General features: G+C 64.2%; 12 protein-coding genes. 8 read left to right on the top strand and 4 right to left on the bottom strand.

Going from position 1 to position 23,142, the window contains the following annotated elements; translation table 11 throughout:
* The first annotated feature begins 314 nt into the window (after positions 1 to 314).
* The gene (locus AB688_RS15505; protein ID WP_063545021.1) at positions 315 to 6,662 is read left to right on the top strand and encodes a non-ribosomal peptide synthetase; all 6,348 of its coding nucleotides are present in this window, start codon (positions 315 to 317) and stop codon (positions 6,660 to 6,662) included.
* Between the two features lie 118 nt (positions 6,663 to 6,780).
* Positions 6,781 to 7,404, top strand: a complete 624-nt coding sequence (locus AB688_RS15500; protein WP_063545020.1) for a LysE family translocator — start codon at positions 6,781 to 6,783, stop codon at positions 7,402 to 7,404.
* 4 nt (positions 7,405 to 7,408) lie between these two features.
* On the opposite strand, the gene AB688_RS15495 is transcribed toward AB688_RS15500, so the two are convergent.
* The 3 genes from AB688_RS15495 to AB688_RS15485 form a co-directional block, all read right to left on the bottom strand.
* The gene (locus AB688_RS15495) at positions 7,409 to 8,611 is read right to left on the bottom strand and encodes an MFS transporter (protein ID WP_054890723.1); all 1,203 of its coding nucleotides are present in this window, start codon (positions 8,609 to 8,611) and stop codon (positions 7,409 to 7,411) included.
* Positions 8,612 to 8,755: 144 nt separating this feature from the next.
* Positions 8,756 to 9,430, bottom strand: coding sequence for a hypothetical protein (locus AB688_RS15490; protein ID WP_054890722.1), 675 nt, complete (start codon positions 9,428 to 9,430; stop codon positions 8,756 to 8,758).
* Positions 9,430 to 9,999 (bottom strand): ComF family protein, encoded by a 570-nt coding sequence (locus AB688_RS15485; protein WP_063545019.1) that lies wholly within the window; start codon positions 9,997 to 9,999, stop codon positions 9,430 to 9,432. The genes AB688_RS15490 and AB688_RS15485 overlap by 1 nt, the downstream gene beginning before the upstream one ends.
* Positions 10,000 to 10,214: 215 nt before the next feature.
* Here AB688_RS15485 and AB688_RS15480 point away from each other — a divergent pair, with 215 nt between their 5' ends.
* On the top strand, positions 10,215 to 10,694 hold the full coding sequence (locus AB688_RS15480; protein ID WP_063545018.1) for a VOC family protein: 480 nt from the start codon (positions 10,215 to 10,217) through the stop codon (positions 10,692 to 10,694).
* A gap of 27 nt (positions 10,695 to 10,721) precedes the next feature.
* Here the strand turns inward: AB688_RS15480 and AB688_RS15475 are convergent, their stop codons facing one another.
* A complete protein-coding gene (locus AB688_RS15475) occupies positions 10,722 to 12,875 on the bottom strand; it encodes a TonB-dependent siderophore receptor (RefSeq protein ID WP_063545017.1) in 2,154 nt (717 codons plus the stop codon).
* Between the two features lie 198 nt (positions 12,876 to 13,073).
* Here AB688_RS15475 and AB688_RS15470 point away from each other — a divergent pair, with 198 nt between their 5' ends.
* The 5 genes from AB688_RS15470 to AB688_RS15450 all read left to right on the top strand — a co-directional run bounded on the left by AB688_RS15470 (position 13,074) and on the right by AB688_RS15450 (position 23,038).
* Complete coding sequence (locus AB688_RS15470) at positions 13,074 to 15,434, top strand: DNA polymerase II (RefSeq protein WP_063545016.1); 2,361 nt, start codon at positions 13,074 to 13,076, stop codon at positions 15,432 to 15,434.
* Between the two features lie 109 nt (positions 15,435 to 15,543).
* Positions 15,544 to 20,430 (top strand): NEL-type E3 ubiquitin ligase domain-containing protein, encoded by a 4,887-nt coding sequence (locus AB688_RS15465; RefSeq protein ID WP_063545015.1) that lies wholly within the window; start codon positions 15,544 to 15,546, stop codon positions 20,428 to 20,430.
* A gap of 201 nt (positions 20,431 to 20,631) precedes the next feature.
* Positions 20,632 to 21,192 (top strand): DUF4174 domain-containing protein, encoded by a 561-nt coding sequence (locus AB688_RS15460; RefSeq protein WP_063545014.1) that lies wholly within the window; start codon positions 20,632 to 20,634, stop codon positions 21,190 to 21,192.
* 315 nt (positions 21,193 to 21,507) lie between these two features.
* Positions 21,508 to 22,341: a DUF692 domain-containing protein gene (locus AB688_RS15455; protein WP_063545013.1), complete on the top strand. Its 834-nt coding sequence runs from the start codon at positions 21,508 to 21,510 to the stop codon at positions 22,339 to 22,341.
* Positions 22,334 to 23,038 carry a DNA-binding domain-containing protein gene (locus tag AB688_RS15450; RefSeq protein WP_063545012.1) on the top strand — a complete coding sequence of 235 codons (705 nt, stop codon included), beginning with the start codon at positions 22,334 to 22,336 and terminating at the stop codon, positions 23,036 to 23,038. The genes AB688_RS15455 and AB688_RS15450 overlap by 8 nt, the downstream gene beginning before the upstream one ends.
* Positions 23,039 to 23,142 lie beyond the last annotated feature (104 nt).

Here is a 23,142-nt window from a genome sequence, read left to right as displayed (position 1 = left end):
TGCGTCTGTAGTGGAAACCGGGGACAGAAAATGGCATCAAATCGGACAAAGTGGGGGGATGATTCGGACAGACTAAATGCAGATGTTTCGGCAGTAGTCGGCAAATTGACGTCATAAAGCTGCTGTTGCCATCACGTTTGCCACGGTTGGCCCTGCGGGTAGGCTATCGAAGGGGTTGATATGTAGCTGATTTCCTACAGAAAAATCAGCGACCGAGGATGCGCGGGCGACTGTCCGGGTTTCCGGGGCCATACAGGGTAGGGAAGCGATGCTTGAATCCGCGGACGATCAACGGAGAAGGACCCTCCCAGCCCATGCCTGCCGCCGATACCTACCCCCTGACCAGCGCTCAACGGGACATCTGGCTCGACCAGTTGAGCAACGGCGATTCTCCGCTCTATACCATCGGCGGCTATGTCGAACTCACGGGCGACCTGCGGCCGGACACCCTGCGCCAAGCGTTGCAGCAACTGGTGGCGGCCAACCCGGTGTTGCGCACCGAGCTGCTGCCAGGTGCCGGGGCCGACGGCCTCCCTGTGCAGCGCTTCGCCGAGCATGCCACCTTGGCATTGCCCCTGCTGGACCTGTCGGCTGAAGCTGACCCGGCAGCGGCGGCCACGGCATTGATTCAGGCGCAAATGGGCCAGGGTTATCGCTTCGACGGCACGGCACTGCTGCGTTTTGCCCTGATTCGCCTGGGGCCGGAGCACCATTGGCTGGCAACCCAGGCCCATCACCTGATTCTCGACGGCTGGGGCTTCGGCCAGATGCTCAAGGCACTGGGCGAGCATTACACCGCGCTGCTCGAAGGCGGCGAGGCGCCACGGGCCCAGGCCGGTTATGCCGACTTCATCGACGAAGACCGCCAGTACCAGGGCTCGATTCGCCAGGCCCGCGATCGCGCCTACTGGCTCAAGCGCTTCGCCAGCGTGCCGGAGCCGCTGCTGGCAGCGCGTCACCCTTACCGTCGAGCCACCGATGAAGCACCTTCGCGCACCTGGGTTCAGGCGTTCCCCGATGTGTTGCACGATCGCATGAAGCGCCTGGCCGAAGCTCACCAGGCCTCGGCGTTCCATGTACTGCTGGCTGCACTGCATGTGCTGTTCTCTCGCAGCGCACAACGCGAGGATTGGGTGGTGGGCCTGCCGCTGCTCAATCGTGGCGGCGCACGTTTCAAGGCTACGCTGGGTACCTTCGTGCAGGTCAGCGCGGTGCCGTTGGCGTTCTCTCCGGCACTGGGTTTCGCCGAACTGGTGGTCGCGATACGCGACACCCTGCGCCGCGATTTTCGCCATCAGCGGCTGGCCGTGAGCGAGCTGAACCGAGCACTGGGCCTGTTGCGCGAAGAGCGCGGGCAACTGTTCGAGGTGTCGGTCTCCTACGAGCAGGACGATCACGACTACCGTTACGGCGCGGCCAGCGCCCACACGGTGAAGGTCTCCAACAGCCACGAATCCACGCCCTTGGCCATCCATCTGCGCAGCAACCGCCATAACGACAAGGCCTGGTTGCACCTGGTGCATCACCGCGCCTGGCTGGCGAGCGACGAGGCCGAGGCGTTGGCACAGCGGCTGCTGCACGTGCTGGATCAAGGCTTGGCGACACCCGCGTTGGCGGTTGCCGATTTCGATCTGCCGACACCTGCCGAGCATCGCCAGATGCAGGCATGGAACGCGACGGGGCGTGCAGTTGGCGAGCCGCTCGTGCATCGCCGAATCGAGGCACACGCGGCGCTGATGCCAGAGGCCATCGCCGCCGTGCACGAAGAGCGCAGCCTGAGTTACGGCGAGCTGAATCAGCGCGCGAATGCACTGGCCCTGCGTCTGATCGAGCGAGGTGTGAGGCCCGAGCAGCGCGTTGCGGTGGTTGCCCGCCGTGGCCTGGATACTCTTGTGGGCCTGCTGGCGATACTCAAGGCGGGTGCGGCCTACGTACCGATCGACCCAGCACATCCGCGTGAGCGCATCGCATACCTGCTCGAAGACAGCGCACCCGTGGCACTGCTGACACAGCGGGATCTGCTGGCGCGTCTGCCACGCCATGCACTGCCGTTGATCGAACTCGACGCCTGCCCGGCAGCCGCGACCACCTTGGACAATCCTCGCGTGGCGGGGCTTGTGGCCGAGAGCCTGGTCTATGTGATCTACACCTCAGGCTCCACCGGCCAACCCAAGGGGGTGATGGTCGAACACCGCATGCTGGCCAACCTGGTCGACTGGCATTGCGAGACGTTTGACCTGGGCGTCGGCGGGCACACGTCGAGCCTCGCTGGTTTTGGTTTCGATGCCATGGCTTGGGAGGTCTGGCCAGCCTTGTGCGCGGGTGCGACGCTGCACCTGGCGCCTACCAGCGAAGGTGGCGAGGATATCGACAAGCTGCTGCGCTGGTGGCGTGCCCAGCCACTGCAGGTCAGTTTCCTGCCAACACCGGTGGCCGAACATGCGTTCACCCAGCATGATCATCCGACCCTGCGCACCCTGCTGGTGGGGGGCGACCGGCTGCGCAGCCTGTCGCGTGAGCGGGCCTATGCGGTCATCAACAACTACGGCCCTACCGAAGCCACGGTGGTCGCCAGCTCCGGGCGGGTAATGGCGGGTGGAGTGCTGCATATCGGCACGCCTGTGGCCAATACACGGTTGTATGTGCTCGATGCGCAGCTCAAGCCATTGCCGGTCGGCGTACCGGGTGAGCTCTACGTAGCAGGCCTGGGTGTCGCTCGCGGCTACCTGAATCGCCCGCAGATGACCGCCGAGCGTTTCCTGGACGATCCGTTCAGTGACGAAGCCGGCGCACGGATGTACCGCACCGGCGACCGGGTGCGCTGGCTTGCCGACGGCACGCTTGAATACCTGGGGCGCAACGACGATCAGGTGAAGATCCGCGGTGTGCGTGTCGAACTCGGCGAAATCGAGGCTGCGCTGACCAGCCACGGACAGGTGCGTGAAGCAGTGGTACTGCTGCGCGATGGCCAACTGCAGGCCTGGTTCATCGGAGATGCGGTCACCCCCGGCGACCTGCATGAGCACCTGCGCGGGCTTCTGCCTGTAGCCCTGCTGCCGGTCGGCTACCAGCGCGTCGACCACTGGCCGCTGACCGCCAATGGCAAGCTCGACCGCCGCGCCTTGCCGGCCCTGGATGAAACCGCGTCGGTACGCCGCGCCCATGAAGCACCTCGCGGCGACGTGGAGGTACGCCTGGCGGCACTCTGGAGCGAGCTGCTGGGAGTCCAGCGCATTGGTCGTCACGATCACTTCTTCGAGTTGGGCGGCCACTCGTTGCTGGCAGTGCAACTGGTCGAGCGCATGCGCCAGCAGGGCCTGCAGGCTGACGTGCAGGTCCTGTTCGGCCAGCCGACCCTGGCAAGCCTTGCCGCGGCCAGCCAGCGTTCGCTCGCTCAGGTGGAAGACAACCGTGTGCCTGTTGATTGCAGCCACATCACGCCGGCGCTGCTCAGCCTGGCGTCGCTGACCCAGGGCGAGATCGACGCCATCGTCGCGGGGATACCGGGTGGTGCGGGCAATGTGCAGGAAATCTACCCCTTGGCGCCTTTGCAGCAGGGGCTGCTCTATCACCACCTGCGCGACAGCCATGATCCTTATCAGCAACAGGCGCTGTTCGCCTTTACCGACCAGACGGCATTCGAGGCATTCGCCCACGCGTTGCAACAGGTCGTCGAGCGTCACGACATCCTGCGCACCAGCCTGGCCTGGGAAGGGCTCGAACAACCGCAGCAGGTGGTCTGGCGTCAGGCGCAATTGCCCGTGGAGGTATTGCGGGCCGGGCCTGACGATACGGCGCAGGCGTTGGCTGCGCATTACTCTGCGGCGCAACGCCCGCTGGACCTGCGTCGTGCGCCGATGATGGCGCTGGCGGGCGCCGAAGACCGTGAGCACGGTCGTTGGTTGGGGCTGTTGCGTTTCCACCATCTGGTCAACGATGCCGTGTCGGTGCAGGTGTTGCTCGGTGAGCTGCGGGCCCTGATGAGCGATCAGGGTCATACGCTGCCGGCGCCTGTGCCTTATCGCAACTATGTCGCGCTCAGCGGCGCCGAGGCGCGGCAGCAAGGGCACGAGGCGTTCCTGCGGGCATTGCTGGCAGGTGTCGAGGCACCGCCGACGTTGCCGGGCATGGTCGAGGATCAGGTGCAGGTGGGCGCGCTGGAGAGCCTTGCGCATGAGGTTCCGCTCGTGCTGACCGAGGCCTTGCGCCGCCTGGCCCGGCAGCAGGATGTTGGCCTGGCCAGCCTTTTCCACCTGGCTTGGGCACAGGTGCTGGGGGCACTGGGCGGTCGTGACGACGTGGTGTTCGGCAGCGTGTTGCTGGGGCGGATGATGGCGGGCGAGGGGGCCGATCGGGCGTTGGGCATGTTCATCAACAGCTTGCCCCTGCGGGTGAGCCTGGCGGGGCGCAGCGTGGCGCAGGCACTGGCCGACACCCATGCCGGGCTTGCCGCGCTGTTGGGCCACGAAGATGCACCCTTGCTGCTGGCTCAGCGTTGCAGCGGGCTGCCAGCGGGTGTGCCGCTGTTCAACAGCCTGATCAATTTCCGCCATGGGCTGGTGGCAGGGCAATCGACATTGCCAGGTGCCCGCTTGCTGGAAGCCAGCGAAGTACACAGCCATGCGCTGGTGCTGTCGGTGGATGATCAGGTCGAGGCCTTGCACCTGAACGTTCGCGCGCCGCGAGCGTTAGGTGCAGCGCGTGTGCTGGCCTACCTCAAGCGTACCCTCGAGGGCCTGGTCGAGGCGCTGGAGCAGGGCGGTTCGGCACCGATCGAACAGTTGTGCAGTGTGCCTGAGAACGAGCTGCAACGGCTGCTGCACGAACTCAATGCCACCGAGGAGCCCCACGAGTTGATGCACCAGACCCTGCCGGCGCTGTTCCAGGCCCAGGTGCTGCGCACGCCGGACGCGGTGGCGCTGCAGACCGACGAGGCGGCGCTGAGCTACCGTGAGCTCGACGAGCAGGCCAACCGTCTGGCCCATCACCTGGTGGCCCTGGGCGTACAGCCTGACACACGTGTCGGCGTCTGCATCGAGCGCGGCCTGTCGCTGCTGGTCGGGCTGCTGGGCGTGCTCAAGGCCGGCGGTGCCTACGTGCCGTTGGATCCTGGTTACCCGGATGAACGCCTGCGCTACATGGTCGAGGACAGTACACCGCTGGCAGTGTTGGTCCATGGGGCGACACGTGGCCTGTTCGATCCGTTGGCGGTGCCGCTGGTGGATCTCGACCACGGAGGCTGGCAAGCGCAGCCTGCCGAGGCCCCTGAGGTGCCGGCGTTGACGCCTTCGAACCTTGCCTACGTGATGTACACCTCCGGCTCGACCGGCATGCCCAAAGGCGTGATGATCGAGCACCGCGGGCTGGGCAACCTCATGCACTGGGGCTCGCGCATCTGTCCGCCGCGTCCGGGTGACGCGCTGTTGCAGCGTGCGCCATTCAGCTTCGACGGTTCGGTCTGGGAGTTGTTCTGGCCGTTGTGCGCGGGTCTGCGCCTGGTGCTGGCTCGCCCCGACGGTCATCGCGATCCGGCTTACCTGGTGCAGCTGGTCCAGGCTCGCCAGGTGACCACGATCAAGTTCGTCCCAGCGTTGTTGCACCAGTTTCTCGAGCAGCCGGGCGTCGAACGCTGTACGAGCCTGACCGACATCTTCTGTGGCGGGGGTGAGTTGACCCTGGCGCTGGCTGCCAGCGTGCGCCGGCGCCTGCCCCGGGTGCGCTTGCACAATGTCTATGGGCCGACCGAGGCTACGGTCGACAGCACGGCCTGGACGCTCGAACCCGATCAGCCGCTGCCGCGCACGCCACCACCGATCGGTCGGGCGATCGCCAATACCCGGCTCTACGTGCTCGATGCCCACGACCGGCCGGTGCCGCTGGGCGTGGCGGGAGAGCTGCACATCGGCGGGGTCGGAGTGGCGCGCGGCTATTTGGGATTGCCGACGCTGCAGGCCGAGCGCTTCATCGACAGCCCGTTCGTCGAGGGCGATCGGCTGTACCGTACCGGGGACCTGGTGCGCTATCGCGAGGATGGCGAGCTGGAGTTCCTCGGGCGCAACGATTTCCAGGTCAAGCTGCGCGGTTTGCGTGTCGAGCTCGGTGAAATCGAGGCACTGCTGGGTGGGCATCCCGCGCTGGGCCAGACTGTGGTCCTGGTGCGCGACGAGCGCCTGGTCGCCTATTTCACCTGCCGAGAGGGGCAACCCGCTCCGGCGCTGGATACGTTGCGTAGCCACCTGTTGGCGCGACTGCCGGAGTACATGGTGCCCTCGGCCTTCGTCGCCCTGGCCGACATGCCGCTGAGCCCCAACGGCAAGATCGACCGCAAAGCACTGCCCGAGCCAGGTGCGGAGTCGGTGATCAGCCGCGCCTACGTGGCGCCACGCAACGCGCTGGAGCAGACCCTGGCGCAGATCTGGAGCGAAGTGCTGAAAGTCGAGCAGGTTGGGCGCGACGACAACTTCTTCGAACTGGGCGGGCATTCACTGCTGGCGGTGAATCTGGTGGCGCGCATGCGCCAGGCGGGGTTGCAAGCCGACGCACGCACCTTGTTCCGCCAGCCGACGCTGGCAGGCCTGGCGGCCAGTACCGGGTGGGAAAAGCCGCAGGTCGAGATCGCAGCCACTACCATCCCGGGGCTGAAGGCACGACGCAGGATCTGAGGCGGGCAGGGGCTGCGTCGCAGCCCCGGACTCGCTGTGCCGGCGAATGACCACGCCACTGTGCTTGACCGCATGGCGCCAGGGCGCAAGGCTACCGGGGTCCGCATGGAGAAAAACAATGGACCTTTCGAGCCTGTTGCTGTTCATCCCCGCCTGCTTCGCCCTCAATATGGCGCCGGGACCCAACAACCTGCTGTCGTTGCACAACGCCAGCCGCCACGGCTTGCGCACTGCCTGCCTGGCAGGAAGCGGGCGCATCCTCGCCTTCAGCGGCATGATCGCCTTGGCGGCGATGGGGCTGGCGGTGGTGCTGCATACCAGCGAATACCTGTTCTTGAGCATCAAGCTCGTGGGCGCGGCCTACCTGTTCTATATCGCCTGGCAGTTGTGGCGGGCGCCCGTGGCGGAGGCGCCCCATGCCGGCGGGCAGCCCCGCGGTATCTGGCGCCTGGCACGGCAGGAGTTCTGGGTGGCGGCGGGCAACCCGAAGGCGATTCTCATATTCACGGCCTTCCTGCCGCAGTTCGTGTCGATCGGCAGTCCCACTCCCGTGGGCGAGCAGTTCCTTTGGCTGGGGTTGTTGTTCCTGTTGCTGGAGTGGGCGGCGATCGCGATCTATGCGGCGCTGGGTGCCTACCTGCAGCGCTGGTTCAATCAGCCGCGGCCACGGCGGCTGTTCAATCGGATCAGCGCCTCGTTGCTGGGGTGTGCAGGGCTTGGCTTGCTGGCTGCACGGCGATAACCCCTCAGCTGGCCTTCTCGCAGGTATCGGCAGGCAACGGGGCTTGCTCGCGTAGCGCCGATGCCACGACGAACGCCAGGGCCACCAATGTCAGGACCGGCAGCATCGCCAGGCGCAAGCCATGATGCTCGCCGATGAAACCCAGCAAGGGCGGGCCGACCAGAAACGCCAGGTACCCCGCCGTTGCCGCCAGCCTTACCCGCTGATCGCTGTGTGCACCGCTTTCCCCGGCTGCCGAGATCGCCAGGGGGAAACCCAGCGATGCGCCAATGCCCCAGAGCATCACCGCGGCTGCGGCGATCCATGGCACCTCGCAGAACACCACCAGCGCCAGGCTGCCTGCACCCAGCAGTGCGCTGGCACGCAAGGTGAGCGCCCGGCCAAAGCGGCGTACCACCGGCGCTCCGGCGAATCGACCCAGGGTCATGCCCATGGTGAACACCAGGTAGATCAGCGTGCCGGTGGTTTCTGCGAATCCGTGGCCGTCGATCATCAGCAGCGGCAGCCAGTCATTGGCTGCACCCTCGGCCAGCGCCATGGCCAGCACCACGAAACCGATCAGCAACAGGCGCCGGTCGCTGAGCAGGGCGCCCCAGGCAAACTCGGCTGCCTGCGTTGTCGGTTGGTTCGTTGCCCGTTCACTGGCCCGAGGGGCGTGGGGGACGAGGGCCAGGGTCACGCCGGCCGAAAGCAGTGCCGCGACGACCAGGTGCAGGTCCAGGGGGACCTGCAGCGCAGTCATGCCCATGCCGGCCAGCGCGCCCACCAGGGTACCGAGGCTGAAGAATCCGTGCAGGGTGGTCATGATCGGCGCATCGATTTCCCGCTCCACGGCGGCACCTTCGATGTTCACTGCGATGTCCGCCCAGCCCATGCCGATGCCGTAGATGAACAGCCCGGCAAAGGCGCACCAGGCACTGGCCAACTCGCTGCTGCCGGCGAGCACCAGCATGCCGGCGGACAGGCCGAGCAGGCCGATGCGCATCATTCGGTGCGCACCGAAGCGGGTGATCAGGCGTCCGGCACTGAGAATCCCGCACATCGCTCCGGCTGAAAATCCAAACAGGATCATCCCCATCTGTTCGGTGGAGGCCGACAGGCCGTCGCGCAGTGCTGGGGTGCGGGTGACCCAACTGGCGAGGGTCAGGCCAGGAAGCAGAAACAGCAGATACAAGGCGTAGCGGGCCAGGCGGTGGGTGGCAGGCATGGTACAGACTCGCTGGAATAATTTCGTACGGATGTACGAATAAATCGTACGGATGTCCGAAAAGGGCGTCAATCCCGTATTGAGTCGTGTGCGGGCTGATTGTTCAAACCTTTCCACAGGCAACCGGCGCCCGGCCGGTTGCCTTCAGGAGAACAGGTCGGCGCCGGTGGATGTAGAGATCGCGTCCAGCTTGGCTTGCAACTCGGCCACCCGGCGTTGGTGACGGGCGATGGCCGTGAGGTGTTCATCGATCTGCTGACGAATGGCTACCGGATCTTCGACTTTCCTCGAGAGCCGTTCGATCCGCCTGGACAAGCCGACCTTCTTGTCGGCCTCCAGGCGAGCCGGCTCGTCCATCTGGGCGATGAGCGCCTGCAGATCGTCCAGACAATGGACGTTGCAGAACAATCCCGCGGCCTGACGGTAAACCACCGACTTCCGGGCTCTGTCCAGCAGTTCGAAGACGTTGCTCAAGGTGCCGGGGCTTTTGCCGTCCCAGATCATCAGGCCGAAATCCGCTGCTTCGGCCATTTCCAGGTCCTTGGCGGTGTAGAACGCGCGACCCCTGGCATTGGCGGGTGGGCAGACAGCCACGAGTGGCCATGCTCCAAGGTTGTGGCGAGGCGTGTCACCGGTGCAGTACACCGTAACGGCGGCGTACTGGCGATTGGCGAAATACTGCTGCACGCATTGGTCCACGCCTGCGGCATCACCGACCAGCACTTCATGGCCGCTGGCAACGATATTGTCGAGCCGCGCCTCGACCTGGGAGTCGAGACGCTTGAGCGTGATCGAGCCGGAGATGAAAACCTTCGGCATCAATGCCTCCGTGTAAGGGTGACGACTGCAATTGAGCGGATGCTAGCGTATCCGCGCAAGGCGGTACAGGCGGCTTCCAGCGAGGCGCCAGTGTCGAACAGGTCGTCGATCAGCAGGATATTGCACGGGTGGAGTTTGTCGTGGGTGATAAAGCAACCTTGCAGCGCAGCGCAACGCTCCTCATAGGTCGCCAGGTCTTTCATTGCGACGGTGCTGCTGTGCTTGATCAGTGTCTGGTCGCAGTACTCGAGCTCCAGCAGCTGGGCTACCCGTTCTGCCACCGCGTGCACGGGCTGGCGAGTACGCTGGCGGCTGGCGGGCATGGGCAGCACGACATCCACCGGGACATTCTGTATCGCATGGGCGACAGATTCTGCGAGGAAGTCCACCAGGTCGTAGTCGTCGCGGTACTTGAGCTGGAACACAGCCTCGCCGATGGCGGTGCGGGTGGTGTCGAACTGCATGTAGCCTTGGGCGTTTTCGCCGACCGGCACGCTGTAGAGGACATGTTTGTCGAGGCTGATACCGTAATCCCAGGCGTCGTTGCCCGGCAGTTCGCGTATGTCCATGTGGGGCTTCCTTGTCGTTGATATGCCAGAGATGTTCGAACGGCTATCAATCAGCCGCGGTGGCAATGTTGCGACGGGGAAGTCCCAATTTCGACTTCTCGCTTTCCGTTTCTTGCGTAGGAAAATTCCGAGTTTTCCGTGTGTCGCCCTCGTCAGCTACCTGTGACGGGCCCGGCTAGACTGCTCAGGATCATCCACCGATCCGGGAGCGCGCCATGCCCAGCAAGAACACCATCTGTCTGTGGTTCGACAGCGATGCCGAGGCGGCGGCGCAGTTCTACGCCGACACCTTCCCCGACAGCCGTGTGGTGGCCGTGCACAAGGCGCCGGGTGACTATCCCTCGGGCAAGGAGGGTGATGTGCTTACGGTGGAGTTCATCGTGATGGGCATCCCGTGCCTGGGCCTCAATGGTGGGGCCGCGTTCAAGCATTCCGAGGCGTTTTCGTTCCAGGTGGCCACTGACGACCAGGCCGAGACCGATCGCTACTGGCACGCGATCATCGATAACGGTGGCCAGGCCAGCGTGTGCGGCTGGTGCAAGGATAAATGGGGGCTGTCGTGGCAGATCAGCCCGCGGGTGCTGACCGACGCGGTCGGCGGTAGCGACCGTGCGGCAGCCAAGCGGGCGTTCGAGGCGATGATGAAGATGGACAAGATCGACATCGCCACGATCGAGCGCGCGATCAGGGGCTGACAGGCCTGGCCCGCCAGCCCGCGAGGGTCAGAAGCTGTACTTGGCCGTCAGCATCAGGTTGCGTGGATCGCCGAAGGTGTCGCCGCCGTAGTCCACCGACTTCGAAATGGACGAGTAGTACTTCCTGTCGAAGATGTTGTTGGCGTTGAGCTGCAGGTCCAGATGCTGGTTGACCTGGTAGCCGGCCAACAGGTCGGTGACTGCGTAGCTACCTTGTACCAACCGATAGTTGCCGCCATTGACCGGGATGTCGTTGTACATACGGCTCTGCCAGGTGATGCCGCCGCCCACTCGCAGTTTTTCCAGTGGGCCCTGGAAGCGGTAGGTGGTGAACAGCTTGAACTGGTGTTCGGGTGTGTCGGAGTTGAGCGGCTTGTTGACGCTCGCGGGGTTGTTCTCGTCCTTGATGGTGTGCACGCGGGCGTAGGTGTAGCCGGTGCCGATCTGCCAATGGTCGGTCAGTGCGCCCTGGAGTTCGAAATCGATACCTTGGCTGCGTACCTCGCCCGAGGCTTCATAGCAGGTCATCTGCGGGCAGTTGGCCGCGCCGATCTGGACCTGACGGTTTTCCTGGTCGATACGGAACACCGCAAGGCTGGCGTTCAGGGCACCGTCGAAATATTCGCCCTTGATGCCGACTTCATAGTTCTTGCCGACGATCGGGATGATCGGCTTGCCGGAGACATCCTTGCCGCTCTGCGGAGTGAAGATGTCGGTGTAGCTCACATACACCGAGTGATGCTCGTCCAGGTCATAGATCAGGCCGCCGTAGCGAGTGACGTTGCGGGTCACCTTGTAGTCGCCGTCGTTGTTGTCTCGCTGGTCGTAGTCGTACCAGTCCAGGCGTCCGCCGAGAATCAGCTTGAGCGGGTCTGCCAGGCTCAGGCGGGTGGTGGCGTAGACGCCTTCCTGGTTGATCAGGTAGCGACTGTTGCCAGTGTGCAGGAAGTTCGGCTTGCCGCTATCGAGCGGATAGTCGGTGTCATAGGGGCTGTATTCGCGCTCGTTCATGTCGTAGATGCGCTTGCTGGCACCCAGCACCAATTCATGGCTGCGGCCCAGCAGCTCGAAGGGGCCACTGGCGAAGGCGTCGAGACCCAGTTGGTTCTCGTCGTGCGCGGACTGGTAGACCGTCCTGCTCAGGGTCTTGGCGGTGTTCCAGCGCGACAGGTAAGAACCGCGGAACAGTGCGTTCTGCTCGCTGTAGTTGGCGTTGACCTGCAGCTTCCAGTCATTGGCCAGGTGGTGGCGCACTTCGGCGAAGAGGGTGTTGATCTCCTGGTCCTTGTCTTCCCAGTCGGTGCCGGGGTTGTACGAACGCGACACATCCAGGTGATGGCCGCTGAGGTCGGTCGGGATGGCCCCCCAGAAGAAATTGGTCTTGTCCTTCTGGTGCGAAAAGCCCAGGGTCAAGGTGGTGTCGTCGCTCAGGTCGGCTTCGCTGATGGCATAGAACAGCCCATGGTTTTCTTCCTGACCATCACGGAATCCGTTGGCGTCGCGGTAGGAGGTCACTATCCGGCCGCGCAGCGTGCCGCTGTCGTTGAGCGGGCTGGAGGCGTCGAGCTCGCCGCGGTAGTTGTCCCAGCTACCGGCCGCGCCGGTGACGGTGACTTTCTGTTCGGCCAGTGGGCGCTTGCGCACCAGGTTGATGGCCGCTGATGGTGTACCGGCGCCTGTGACCAGACCGGTGGAGCCGCGAACCACTTCGACGCGGTCGAACATCGCCAGGTTCGGTTGGGCGCCAACCACCCAACCGGTATAGGCGCTTGGGATGCCGTCGTACATCAGGTTGTCGACGTCGAAGCCTCGGGCGGTGTAGCTCTGGCGGCCGGGGCCGCTGGACTGGTTGAGGAACAGCCCCGGGGTGTAGCGGGCCACGTCGTTGATGCTGGTCATGTTCTGGTCGTCCATGCGCTGACGGGTGATCACGGTGACCGCCTGCGGGGTCTCGCGCATGGTCAACGGCAGCTTGGTCGCGGTGTTCATGGCGCCGGTGGTGTAGGACGTGCTGCCTTCGGTGGTGCTGCCCAGCCGGTTGTCGCTGATCTCGGTGGCGCCCAGTTCCAGCGTTGCGGGTGGTTGCTGGTCGTCAGCCATGGCATGGGGCAGGGTGCTGAAACCGATGGCCAGGGTCAGCAGGTTGAGCGCGAAACGACGAGGCGGAGCAGCAGGGGTCATGCCTGGATATCCTTGTTGCTAGTGCTTATGAGAATGATTGGCAATAAGTCTGTCAGGATTTGTCGCGCCCCGAAAGCGTGGTATGCCAAAAAATCGACAAATTTTTCACATCTGCCCGCGTGTTGCGGAATCGCCAGACGTCCCGGGGCTTGCGCAAAGCGGGTAGAATTCGCGCTTGATCAAGTGTGTGAGGTCCATGTGGAGCTGCAGCAGGGTTTTGTCCTGACCCGCCATTGGCATGACACCCCCGACGGCACGTGTGTGGAGTTCTGGCTCGCTACCGACCAGGGTCCCCGGCGTGTGCGCCTGGGCGCGCAGGTTTCGGTGGCGTTCGTGCCCGCGCAGCAGGCCGCACATGCACAACTGTTGCTCGGCGATGAGCCGGGCGCAGAGCTGCGCCCCCTTGAACTGCGCGACTTTCAGCAGCGGCCGGTGATGGGCCTTTACTGCCGCCAACACCGCCAACTGATGGCCTTGGACAAACGCTTGCGCACGGCCGGCGTCGAGGTGCTGGAAGCCGACATCCGACCGCCGGAGCGCTATCTGATGGAGCGCTTCATTACCGCGCCGGTCTTGTTCGGTGGTCGTGTCGATGCCGAGGGAACGGTCGTGGATGCCCAGCTCAAGCCTCATCCGGACTACCGCCCGAGCCTGCGCCTGGTGTCTCTGGATATCGAGACCAGCGAACGGGGCGAGCTGTACAGCATCGCGCTGGAGGGATGCGGTCAGCGCCAGGTCTACATGCTCGGACCTCCCAACGGCCCAATGCAGGTGGAGGATTTCGACCTGCACTACTGCGCCGACCGTGGCCAGTTGCTCGAATGCCTCAACCGCTGGTTGGAGCGTCACGACCCGGACGCGATCATCGGCTGGAACCTGGTGCAGTTCGACCTGCGTATCCTCCATGATCACGCTCGGCAGTTGCAGGTGCCTCTGTGCCTGGGCCGCGATGGTGCGCCGATGACCCTGCGCGAGCATGGCAGCCGCACGCATTTCTTCGCCGATGCACCGGGGCGGCTATTGATCGACGGCATCGAAGCCCTGCGCTCGGCGACTTGGAGCTTCCCCTCGTTCAGCCTGGAAAACGTCGCCCAGACCCTGTTGGGGGAAGGCAAGGCCATCGACACTCCCTACCAGCGCATGGATGAGATCAACCGGATGTTCGCCCAGGACAAGCCGGCCCTGGCGCGCTACAACCTCAAGGATTGCGAGCTGGTCACCCGCATCTTCGAGCACACCCGGCTGCTCGACTTCCTTCTTGAACGTGCCACGGTGACTGGCCTGCCGGTGGACCGCAGTGGCGGCTCGGTGGCGGCGTTCTGTCACCTTTACATCCCGGCCATGCACCGGCTGGGCTTCGTCGCGCCGAGCCTGGGCAGCCGCGAGGGCGAGGCCAGCCCAGGCGGGTTCGTCATGGACTCGCGGCCAGGCTTGTACGAATCGGTGCTGGTGCTGGACTACAAGAGCCTGTACCCGTCGATCATCCGTACCTTCCTGATCGACCCGGTGGGGCTGGTGGAAGGCTTGCGCGAGCCCGATCAGACAAGCTCGGTCGAGGGCTTTCGTGGCGCCCGCTTCTCGCGTACCCGCCACGCCTTGCCAGCCATCGTCGAGCGGGTCTGGCAGAATCGCGAAGCGGCGAAGAAAGCGGGTAACGCTCCGTTGTCCCAGGCCCTGAAGATCATCATGAATGCCTTCTACGGCGTGCTTGGCTCCAGCGGTTGTCGGTTCTTCGACCCGCGCCTGGCTTCGTCGATCACCCTGCGCGGGCATCAGATCATGCGCCAGACCCGGGCGCTGATCGAAGCACGTGGTTATGACGTGATCTATGGCGACACCGACTCCACCTTCGTCTGGCTCAAGGGGGCGCACGACGAGGAGCAGGCGGCGCGTATCGGGCGTGCACTGGTGGCTGAGGTCAACCAGTGGTGGCGCGAGCATTTGGATCAAGAGCTGGGGCTGCACAGTGCGCTGGAGCTGCAGTTCGAAACCCACTACCGGCGCTTCCTGATGCCGACCATCCGCGGCACCGAGGAGGGCAGCAAGAAGCGCTATGCCGGGTTGGTACAGCGCGCGGACGGCCAGGACGAGGTGGTGTACAAAGGGCTGGAGTCGGTACGCACCGACTGGTCGCCGCTGGCTCGGCAGTTCCAGCAGGAGCTGTATGGCCGGATCTTTCGGGGCCAACCCTACCGCGACTATGTGCGCGATTATGTACGACGCACGCTGTTGGGCGAACAGGATGAACTGCTGGTGTATCGCAAGCGGCTGCGTCGCCCTTTGCAGGACTACCAGCGCAACGTGCCTCCCCATGTGCGCGCCGCGCGCCTTGCCGATGAATACAACCTGCGCCTGGGTCGCCCGCTGCAATACCAGCGGGGGGGCTGGATCAGCTACCTCATCACCACGGCAGGCCCGGAGCCGCTGGAGAACCTGCAGTCGCCAGTCGATCACGAGCACTACCTGAGTCGGCAGTTGCAGCCGGTGGCGGATGCGATCTTGCCGTTCGTTGGGGATGATTTCGCCAGCCTGACCGATCGCCAGCTCCTGCTCTTCTGAGGGCCCCGCCGCACGCTCGGTGGGCCGCCGTCGGGGTGGCATCTATCTACTGCCCGAGCGGGGACCCTGCCACCTAGCCTGCGCTTCTTTTTTCAAGGAGCGCGATGCCATGCCGACCCCCCGCGAACAGCGCGAAGAAGACGCCACGACCGTCCCCGATTTTCCGGCCTTGCATCAGGACGCCGTGATTGGGGAGCGTTTGCCGGACTGGCTGCGTCAGGCCTCCCCGGAACACGTCAAGCAGTTGCACGAGGCGATGCAGCTCAGCGTGTACTTCCAGACGCGGGCTCGAGCCATCATGGGGCAGTTGGAACCCCTGGACAGCTTTGCCCAGACTCGTCTGGCCAAGGCCCTCAAGCCCCATGTCGACGAGCCTTTCGATGTCCGTACGTTGCAGTTTCGGCGTGGACACCGTGAGCCGGTGCTGACCTCGATACCCATCGGCTATCCGGTGACGGTGCCGGTGTACACGCAGATGCCCCTGCTCGAGGCGGCGCTGGGCAACTTCCGCGAGGAGGAAACCGAGGACGGCGGGCAGTTACCCGGTAACCGGCTAGGCGATCCCGGCAATGGCTCTGCCCGTCTGCCCAGTGCGCGTCATTTCGCTGCGCTGTGCCGGTCACTGGACCTGGGCGGTCAGTACCAGCGCCATTTGCACACGGTGCTGGAGCAGTACAGCGACTCGGAGGCTGGCGCCGACTCGGTGTTTGGCCGTGCCCATCGCTACGGCATGCTGGCCGATGCCTGTGTCGCTCGGCTGAAGGGCGTCCTGAGCGAGAACGAATATGTGCTGGTGAAGAATCTCTGCGCGCAGAAAGCCCCGTTGACCTTCGAAGGACGACCGGTGCAGTGCAAGCGCCTGAGCCTGCTGGCGTGCACCCTGGAGCAGATCGTGGTGCTGGATGTGCGCGATGAGACCTTCAGCCCCCTGTACAGCTCCAGCCACCGGGTGCTGGTCCATATTCCGGGCGATCCCGCGACTCCATGGAGCGCGTTCCCCAACCTGCGCTACTTTGCCAATGACCTGGGCAAGCGCTTGCGGCTGCCCGGGTATCAGCGTTTCTTCAGCCGCTTCGTGTTGCGCCGCGATGCGCAGTCGTTCTTTTCTGCTGTGGCTTCGGGCTACCAGGGCGTGTCGGACCTGGCGAACATTGCGTTGGAAGAGCACATGCATCCTTGGGAGATCAGCGACCAGGCCACCGCCAGTACCTTGGAGGGCTCGCTGTTCATTGCGCTGGGTCGTGCGCGCATCGCGCAGGTCAAGGCCGATGCGGCGATGATCGCCGTGCCCTCGGCTGCTGTGGATGAACAGGTCCGGCGTGAGCACGATCAGCGCTTGTCCGCAGAGGGCTGGGCTTTGCTCAGCATAGCGGGGCTTTTCGTGCCGGCCCTGGGCGCGGTGTTGCTCGCGGTGAGCGCATGGCAACTGCTGGGTGAGGTCTACCACGGTGTCGAGGCCTGGCACGAGGGTGACAGCAGCGAGGCACTCGATCACCTGCTCAACGTCGCCGGCGATGTCGCCATGATTGCGGTTACGGCGGCAGGTGCGCAGTTGGCGCGAGCGGCCTGGAGCCGTTCGGCACTCGTCGATAGCCTATTGCCGGTGCGGCTGGAGGACGGCAGCACGCGGCTGTGGAAAGAAGACCTCACACCCTTTCGCAGTGCGCCGCCTGCGGGGGCCGTGCGTGACGACCTGGGTGTATACCGGGCCGGCGAAGGCTGTTGGGTTGAAATGGATGGCCAGCACTATCGCGTTGCGCAGGGCAGCGATCAGCGCTGGCGCCTGCAGGGTGACGACAAGCATGCGCCGGTGCTCAGACACAATGGCGCGGGTAGCTGGCGGCTGTGGTGGGAGCAACCGCTGGAGTGGGATGACCCTCGGCGCTCTTTCCGGCGCCTGGGCCATGACTTTGCCGAGCTGGATGACGACCAGATCGATGAGATCCTGCTCGCCCACGACATACAGGCCCAGCATCTGCGAGCGGTACATGTCGAGGGGCGCGTGGCCCATGGCGAATGGCAGGACAGTGTCGTTCGGTATCGGCTGGACCTGCGCATCCGTCGAGTGGTCAGGCAATTGCGCGGCGGGGTCATGCCCACCGAAGAGGCCGTGCTTGATCAGGCGCGGTTACTGCCCGGCGCCGCTGGTGCTTCGGACCAGGCATTGGCGGAGTTGATCTGGTCCGAACGAAGGCGTCTGTTCGAGCAGCTGTATGCGTTGGAGCAGCCACCGGGGGACGCAGGCGTCCAGCGTCTGTGTCGGCAGTTCGCTTCATTGCACGGTCGAGCGGCTGCGCAACTGATGCGCGAAGCCAGTGCTGTGGATCGCCAGCGCTTGCTGGATGACGGCCGGGTTGCGATGGACCTTGCTTCAAAGGCGGGCGCTGCGGTGTGGCGTATCAGAGTGGCCCGAGTGTTCGAAGGGTTGTACCTGGACGCTAGCCAGAACGCCGACCTTGCCCGTGTTGCGCTGCAGGTGCTCGACACCCTGCCGGGTGCTTCGCACAACGTGGCCTGGCGCTTGTGCGAGGGCTCTGCGAACGGCCCGGTGCTGCTGTCGATAGACCGCACACAGGCCGTTCGCACACTGACACTGGTTCACACCGATGGGGACTTCCTACTGCTCGATGGGGCGACCGAGGCGGTGCTCGGGGAAGGGGAGTTGTTCGAGGTCCTGAGCAGTGCGATGGATGGCCCTCAGCGGGAGGCCCTGGGATTGGGAGAGCCCCTGGCCCACAACCTGCGTGTGACCCTGGCGCGCGCGACCGCGGCCCGTCGGGCGGACGTCCAGACGATGCTCGGCAGGCGGGCCTCCGCAGGCTGGTTCCGCGCGCCGCAACGTCTGGCGGATGGCCGGGTCGGTTACCCGTTGAGCGGTCGCGGAGGAGGACGGGGGCGAGGCCGGCCGTTGTTCGCCAGGGTGCGTAACCTCTACCCGAACCTGAGCGACAACGATGCACGGGCCTGGCTGGTGACGCTTGGCAACAGCGGCGGGAACATTCACACCGAGCTGAGTCGTCTTGAGGATGAGTTGGCCGTGCTGGAGACGGACCTGCAATTGTGGACCAATCAGCCCATGAGCCTGAGTGCCCGTGGCGAGAGGGTCTACATGCGTGACGCCTTGCTTGCGGCCTGGCGGCGCACGCTGCCCAGGGTGTACGACCAGAACGGGCGCGTGATCGGTCAACGCTTGAACCTGTGGGCCGTGTCGCTGCAGTCGCTCCCGGAGCTTTCGCAACAGGTTCGCTTCGATCAAGTGGTGTCGTTGTCGTTGCGCGGCATTGGCCTGACCGAGATTTCCAGCACATTCATGCGGGCGTTCAGTCGCCTGGAAGTCCTTGAGTTACCCAACAACAGGCTTACCCGCCTGCCGCCCCGGTTACGTCACCTGTCGCGACTGCGTGAGCTGGACCTGACCGGCAATCAGATCATGCTGGACGATCGCCAGGCGACCACGCTGCTGCAACTGACGCACCTGAGGCTGCTGGATTTGTCGTACAACCCATTGGGGCGCAGTTTTTCCGTGGCGGGCATGCCTCATCTGAACTCCCTGCAACTGGCACACACCGGAATCAGCGAGTTGCCCGAGGGCTTGCTGAGTCGAGGCTCTTTGGTGGTCGCTGACCTGCGTCACAACGCAATTGTCGAACTTCCCGATCACTTCTTCAGTGCCCCGAGGTGGTACGCCCGCGCGGTGCTGTTGAGCGAGAACCCGCTGAGCGCCACGTCGACCCAGCGACTGCGCAGCTTCATGATTCGTCATCAACTGATAATTGAAGAGGAGCTGGAAGCCGAAAATGTCAGTGATCAAGCGGAGGAGGGTGCTGCTGCGCTCGACAGTGCCCGCAGTGCCTGGCAACACGTGATCGAAGCAGGCGCCACCGCACAGTTCGACGAGTACTGGAATGGGCTGGCCGAGGCGCCAGGCAGCGCCGACTTCATGGCCTTGTTGCGCCGCCTGCTGGAGACACTGGATTTTCGCAACCATGGCGCCGATCTCGGGCGGCGAGTGACCAGCATGATGCTTGCGATGCGCGAGCATGCCGAGTTGCGCGAGGAACTGTTCACCCAGGCGATGTTGCCCAGGACCTGCCAGGACAGTGTCATCGGTAACTTCAGCCGACTGGAAGTGCGCATGCTGGTCTGGAAGGCGCTGGTCGACGCCAAGGCGGGTGCCCAGGATGCGGCATTGGTTCGCCTGGGGCGGCAGCTGTGGCGCCTGGATGAAATCGAACGGATTGCCGTCGATGACATTGCCGCTCGTGTGGTCGCGGGGCGCGATCCCGATGAAGTCGAGGTGGAACTGGCCTACCGTGTCATGCTGCGCGATGACTTCGATCTGCCTGCACAACCGGCAGACATCGCCTATCAGCAGACTGCCGGCTTGACTCCCGAGCGTCTGGCAGCCGCCCGCCAGCGGCTGCGCGAGGGGGAAACCGAGCAGGCCATGGTCGAGTCGTTGTTCATGCGTGAATTCTGGACCGAGCATCTCAAGAACAGCCATCAAGCGGAGTTCGACGCCATCAAGAAGCCGTTCTTCGAGCGTATCGAGGTGGTTCAGGAGATGGCTGGCAATGATTCATCAGGCGCCCGATCCTATGACGACACCTTGCAAGCCCTGCGTGACGAGGTGCAGCGGCTGGAGGCGCAGTCCGGCCAACTGAGCCTTCAAGCCGACGGCCTGAGGGGGGACGCCCTGGAGGAGCATCAGCAGCGGCAGGCCGATATCGACCGGCAACTGCGCGAGCAGCTTGCCAGCCTTGAGATGCGCTTGGTCGATAGCGAATTCGCCGAGCGCATGCGCGCGCTTGGCACAGGCATGGATTCACAGACCTTTCGCCAGACGATGGACCTGCTGTCGACCGAGCACGATGCGGCGGTGCAGGCACGGATCATAGAACTGACCCGAGCCGCACTGGCGCAGAACCCATCCCAGCTGGAACCGGGTGCTTCCGAGCCGCAGCCTGGACCAAGCCGTGGCAGCGGCATGGGCTGAGCGGCGAAGGGGGCCGGCGTTCATTGTTGGGCTATGCTCTGCAGTGGGTGCCGGCCATTTCCGTACCTCCTGAGCGAAGGCCTGGACACCGGAAGTTACCTTTGCACAGCGCATGGTCCACCGCAGGTGGTTTAGGCTCCGTTTCGGATCTTTCTCTATGATCTGTAGTCATTGATATATCGAGAGAACAAGGAGATACACATGCTCGTCCGGTCACTGACCCTCGCCACCCTGCTTGCCGTCGCCGCCCCGCTATTGGCGGCCGACAGCGATGCGCCCCTGGCCAAGGAGCTGGGCAAGGCACGGCCACTGGTCGTGATCGCCCCCAGCAGCGCCGACCCGACCTTGCGCGGGCTGGAAGAGGCCATGAAGGATCCAGCTACCCAGGCCGGGTTCAAGGAGCGCAACCTGGTGCTGTTCAGCGTTGCCCAGATGATGGGCAAACGCGAAGACAAGAACCTCGAGCAGCAGACCACCATGGCGCTGATCCGCGAGCTCAAGCTTGGCGCGAGCAAAGGCACCAAGGTGATCCTGATCGGCAAGGATGGCGAGCGGCACATGCTCAAGGATGATGAAAGCGGTGAGAAGATCGACCCGCAGGCGATTTTCAAGGCGGTTGACGAATTGCCCGCCGCTGAGAAAGCCATCGCGACACCCGAGCCGGTAGCGGCCACCCCGGCCGCAGAGCCCAAAGCGAAAGAAACTGGCAAGGCCACCAAACCGGCCAAGCCGGCAGCACCGCCCAAGCCACTGGACGACTGAAACCCCCGCGCCGGTCTTTGTAGACCGGCGTTTTTGTATCGCACTGTATCACCGGGCCCCGGTGACCGATTGCCATACAAATTCCGCCATTGCCCGATACACCAAGGACACACCATTGCGGCGAAATGAGCTGACCTTTCGACCGATGTGGAGCCTTGCCATGACCGCTATCTGCAATCTTCTCCCGCCGTTCTGCCGTTTCATTCGACAAATCTGACCTCTCGCCGGTTAGCGCGCGGGGCAAGCCATCTTCCATCGTTCAACGGAAGGCGGCTTGCCCCGCAGTCGTTTCCGGCCCCTGCGGAGACTTCTCTCATGCATTCCCAACCCTTGCTCACCGGCCTTGGTTTGCGCCGCGGCCTGCTTGCCGAACTGCTGAAACTGGAGCCAGGCACCGTGGACTTTCTCGAATGCGCCCCGGAGAACTGGATCAATGTCGGCGGCGCCTTTGGCCATGGCCTGGCGCAGCTCGCCGAACGTTTCGCAATCGCTTGCCATGGCCTGTCACTGTCGCTGGGCGGCCCCGAGGCGCTGGACCTGAAGCTGCTCGATAGCACCCGCCGTTTCATGGACCGATACCAGGTGAAGCTGTACAGCGAACACCTGAGTTATTGCAGCGATGATGGCCATCTCTACGACCTGATGCCTATTCCTTTCACCGACGAAGCTGTCCGCCATGTCTCTGCGCGTATCCGCCAGGCCCAGGATTGTCTGGGCCGGCGTATCGCGGTGGAAAACATCAGCTACTACGCCGCGCCTTACCAGGCGATGAGCGAGTTGTCGTTCATCCGCGCGGTGCTCGAGGAAGCCGACTGTGACCTGCTGCTGGACGTCAACAACGTCTTCGTCAATGCCTGCAACCACCGATACGACGCATTGGCCTTTCTCGAAGGGCTGCCGCGCGAACGGGTGGTTGGCATGCATGTGGCGGGGCACTACGACGAGGCGCCGGACTTGAAGGTCGATACCCACGGCGCTGCGGTGAAGGAAGACGTTTGGACGCTGTTCTCGATCGCTTGTCAGCGTTTCGGCAATCAGCCGACAGTGCTGGAGCGCGATTTCAACTACCCGCCCATGGCCGAGCTGCTGGCCGAGACGGCACGCATCCGGGCGCTGCAGCAGGCTGCCGGAGGGTTGCGCCATGACTGAGCTGCGCGAGCAACAATTCACCCTGGCCCGTCACCTGCGCGACCCGCAGCGCCATCCGGCGCCACCCGGTATCGAGGCGCGGCGGTTGAAGGTCTACCGCGAGCTGTTCTACGGTGCCATCGAGGGCTTGCTGGCCGGCAGTTTCCCGGTGATGCGCAGGACCTTGGGCGATCAGGTCTGGCATGCCCGGGTTCGCGACTTCTACGCCAACTATCGCAGCCAGACCCCGTTGTTCACCGAGATTGCCGAGTGCTTCATCGACTATCTGCAAGGTGTCGAGCTGGATACCCCCTGGCAACTGGAACTGGCGCATTACGAGTGGATCGAGGCGTACCTGAGCCTCACTGATGCGCAGGACCCGGCACACGATCCAGACGGCGACCTGCTCGACGGGGAGCCGCTGCTGTCCTGTGTGGCCCAGGTGCTGGCTTACCAATGGCCGGTGGAGCAAATCGGCCCAGGCTACCAGCCTGAACAGGCGCCAGAGATGCCGTCCCTGCTGCTGGTACACCGCGATGCAGGATTCAAGGTGCACTTTTCCCGCCTGGCGCCACTGGCGTGGCAGCTGTTGAACGCATCGGGCAGTGGGCGTGAGCGCTTGCTGGCGCTGGGGGGCGAGGCGTCGCTCGAGGGCGGGAGAGCAATGCTCGAAGGGTTGCGCGCCCAGGGTGTGATCATTGGAACCCGGGCGCCCTGACGGGGCGCCTCAACCGATGCCCGTATCAATCGTGCGGGCCCATCCACGGGTGTTTCCACTTCGCGAACAACACAAAGCCCACACCTGGTAACAGGCGTGGGCTT

The organism is Pseudomonas putida, from assembly GCF_001636055.1.
In the GTDB taxonomy this organism is placed as follows: domain Bacteria; phylum Pseudomonadota; class Gammaproteobacteria; order Pseudomonadales; family Pseudomonadaceae; genus Aquipseudomonas; species Aquipseudomonas machongensis.
Note: the sequence above shows the minus strand (reverse complement) of the source record. Positions and strands in the feature narration are given on the sequence as shown.

Coding starts and splice junctions, on each gene's coding strand:
- AB688_RS15505 (WP_063545021.1), top strand. CDS start 315: ATGCCTGCCGCCGATACCTACCCCCTGACCAGCGCTCAACGGGACATC.
- AB688_RS15500 (WP_063545020.1), top strand. CDS start 6,781: ATGGACCTTTCGAGCCTGTTGCTGTTCATCCCCGCCTGCTTCGCCCTC.
- AB688_RS15495 (WP_054890723.1), bottom strand. CDS start 8,611: ATGCCTGCCACCCACCGCCTGGCCCGCTACGCCTTGTATCTGCTGTTT.
- AB688_RS15490 (WP_054890722.1), bottom strand. CDS start 9,430: ATGCCGAAGGTTTTCATCTCCGGCTCGATCACGCTCAAGCGTCTCGAC.
- AB688_RS15485 (WP_063545019.1), bottom strand. CDS start 9,999: ATGGACATACGCGAACTGCCGGGCAACGACGCCTGGGATTACGGTATC.
- AB688_RS15480 (WP_063545018.1), top strand. CDS start 10,215: ATGCCCAGCAAGAACACCATCTGTCTGTGGTTCGACAGCGATGCCGAG.
- AB688_RS15475 (WP_063545017.1), bottom strand. CDS start 12,875: ATGACCCCTGCTGCTCCGCCTCGTCGTTTCGCGCTCAACCTGCTGACC.
- AB688_RS15465 (WP_063545015.1), top strand. CDS start 15,544: ATGCCGACCCCCCGCGAACAGCGCGAAGAAGACGCCACGACCGTCCCC.
- AB688_RS15460 (WP_063545014.1), top strand. CDS start 20,632: ATGCTCGTCCGGTCACTGACCCTCGCCACCCTGCTTGCCGTCGCCGCC.
- AB688_RS15455 (WP_063545013.1), top strand. CDS start 21,508: ATGCATTCCCAACCCTTGCTCACCGGCCTTGGTTTGCGCCGCGGCCTG.
- AB688_RS15450 (WP_063545012.1), top strand. CDS start 22,334: ATGACTGAGCTGCGCGAGCAACAATTCACCCTGGCCCGTCACCTGCGC.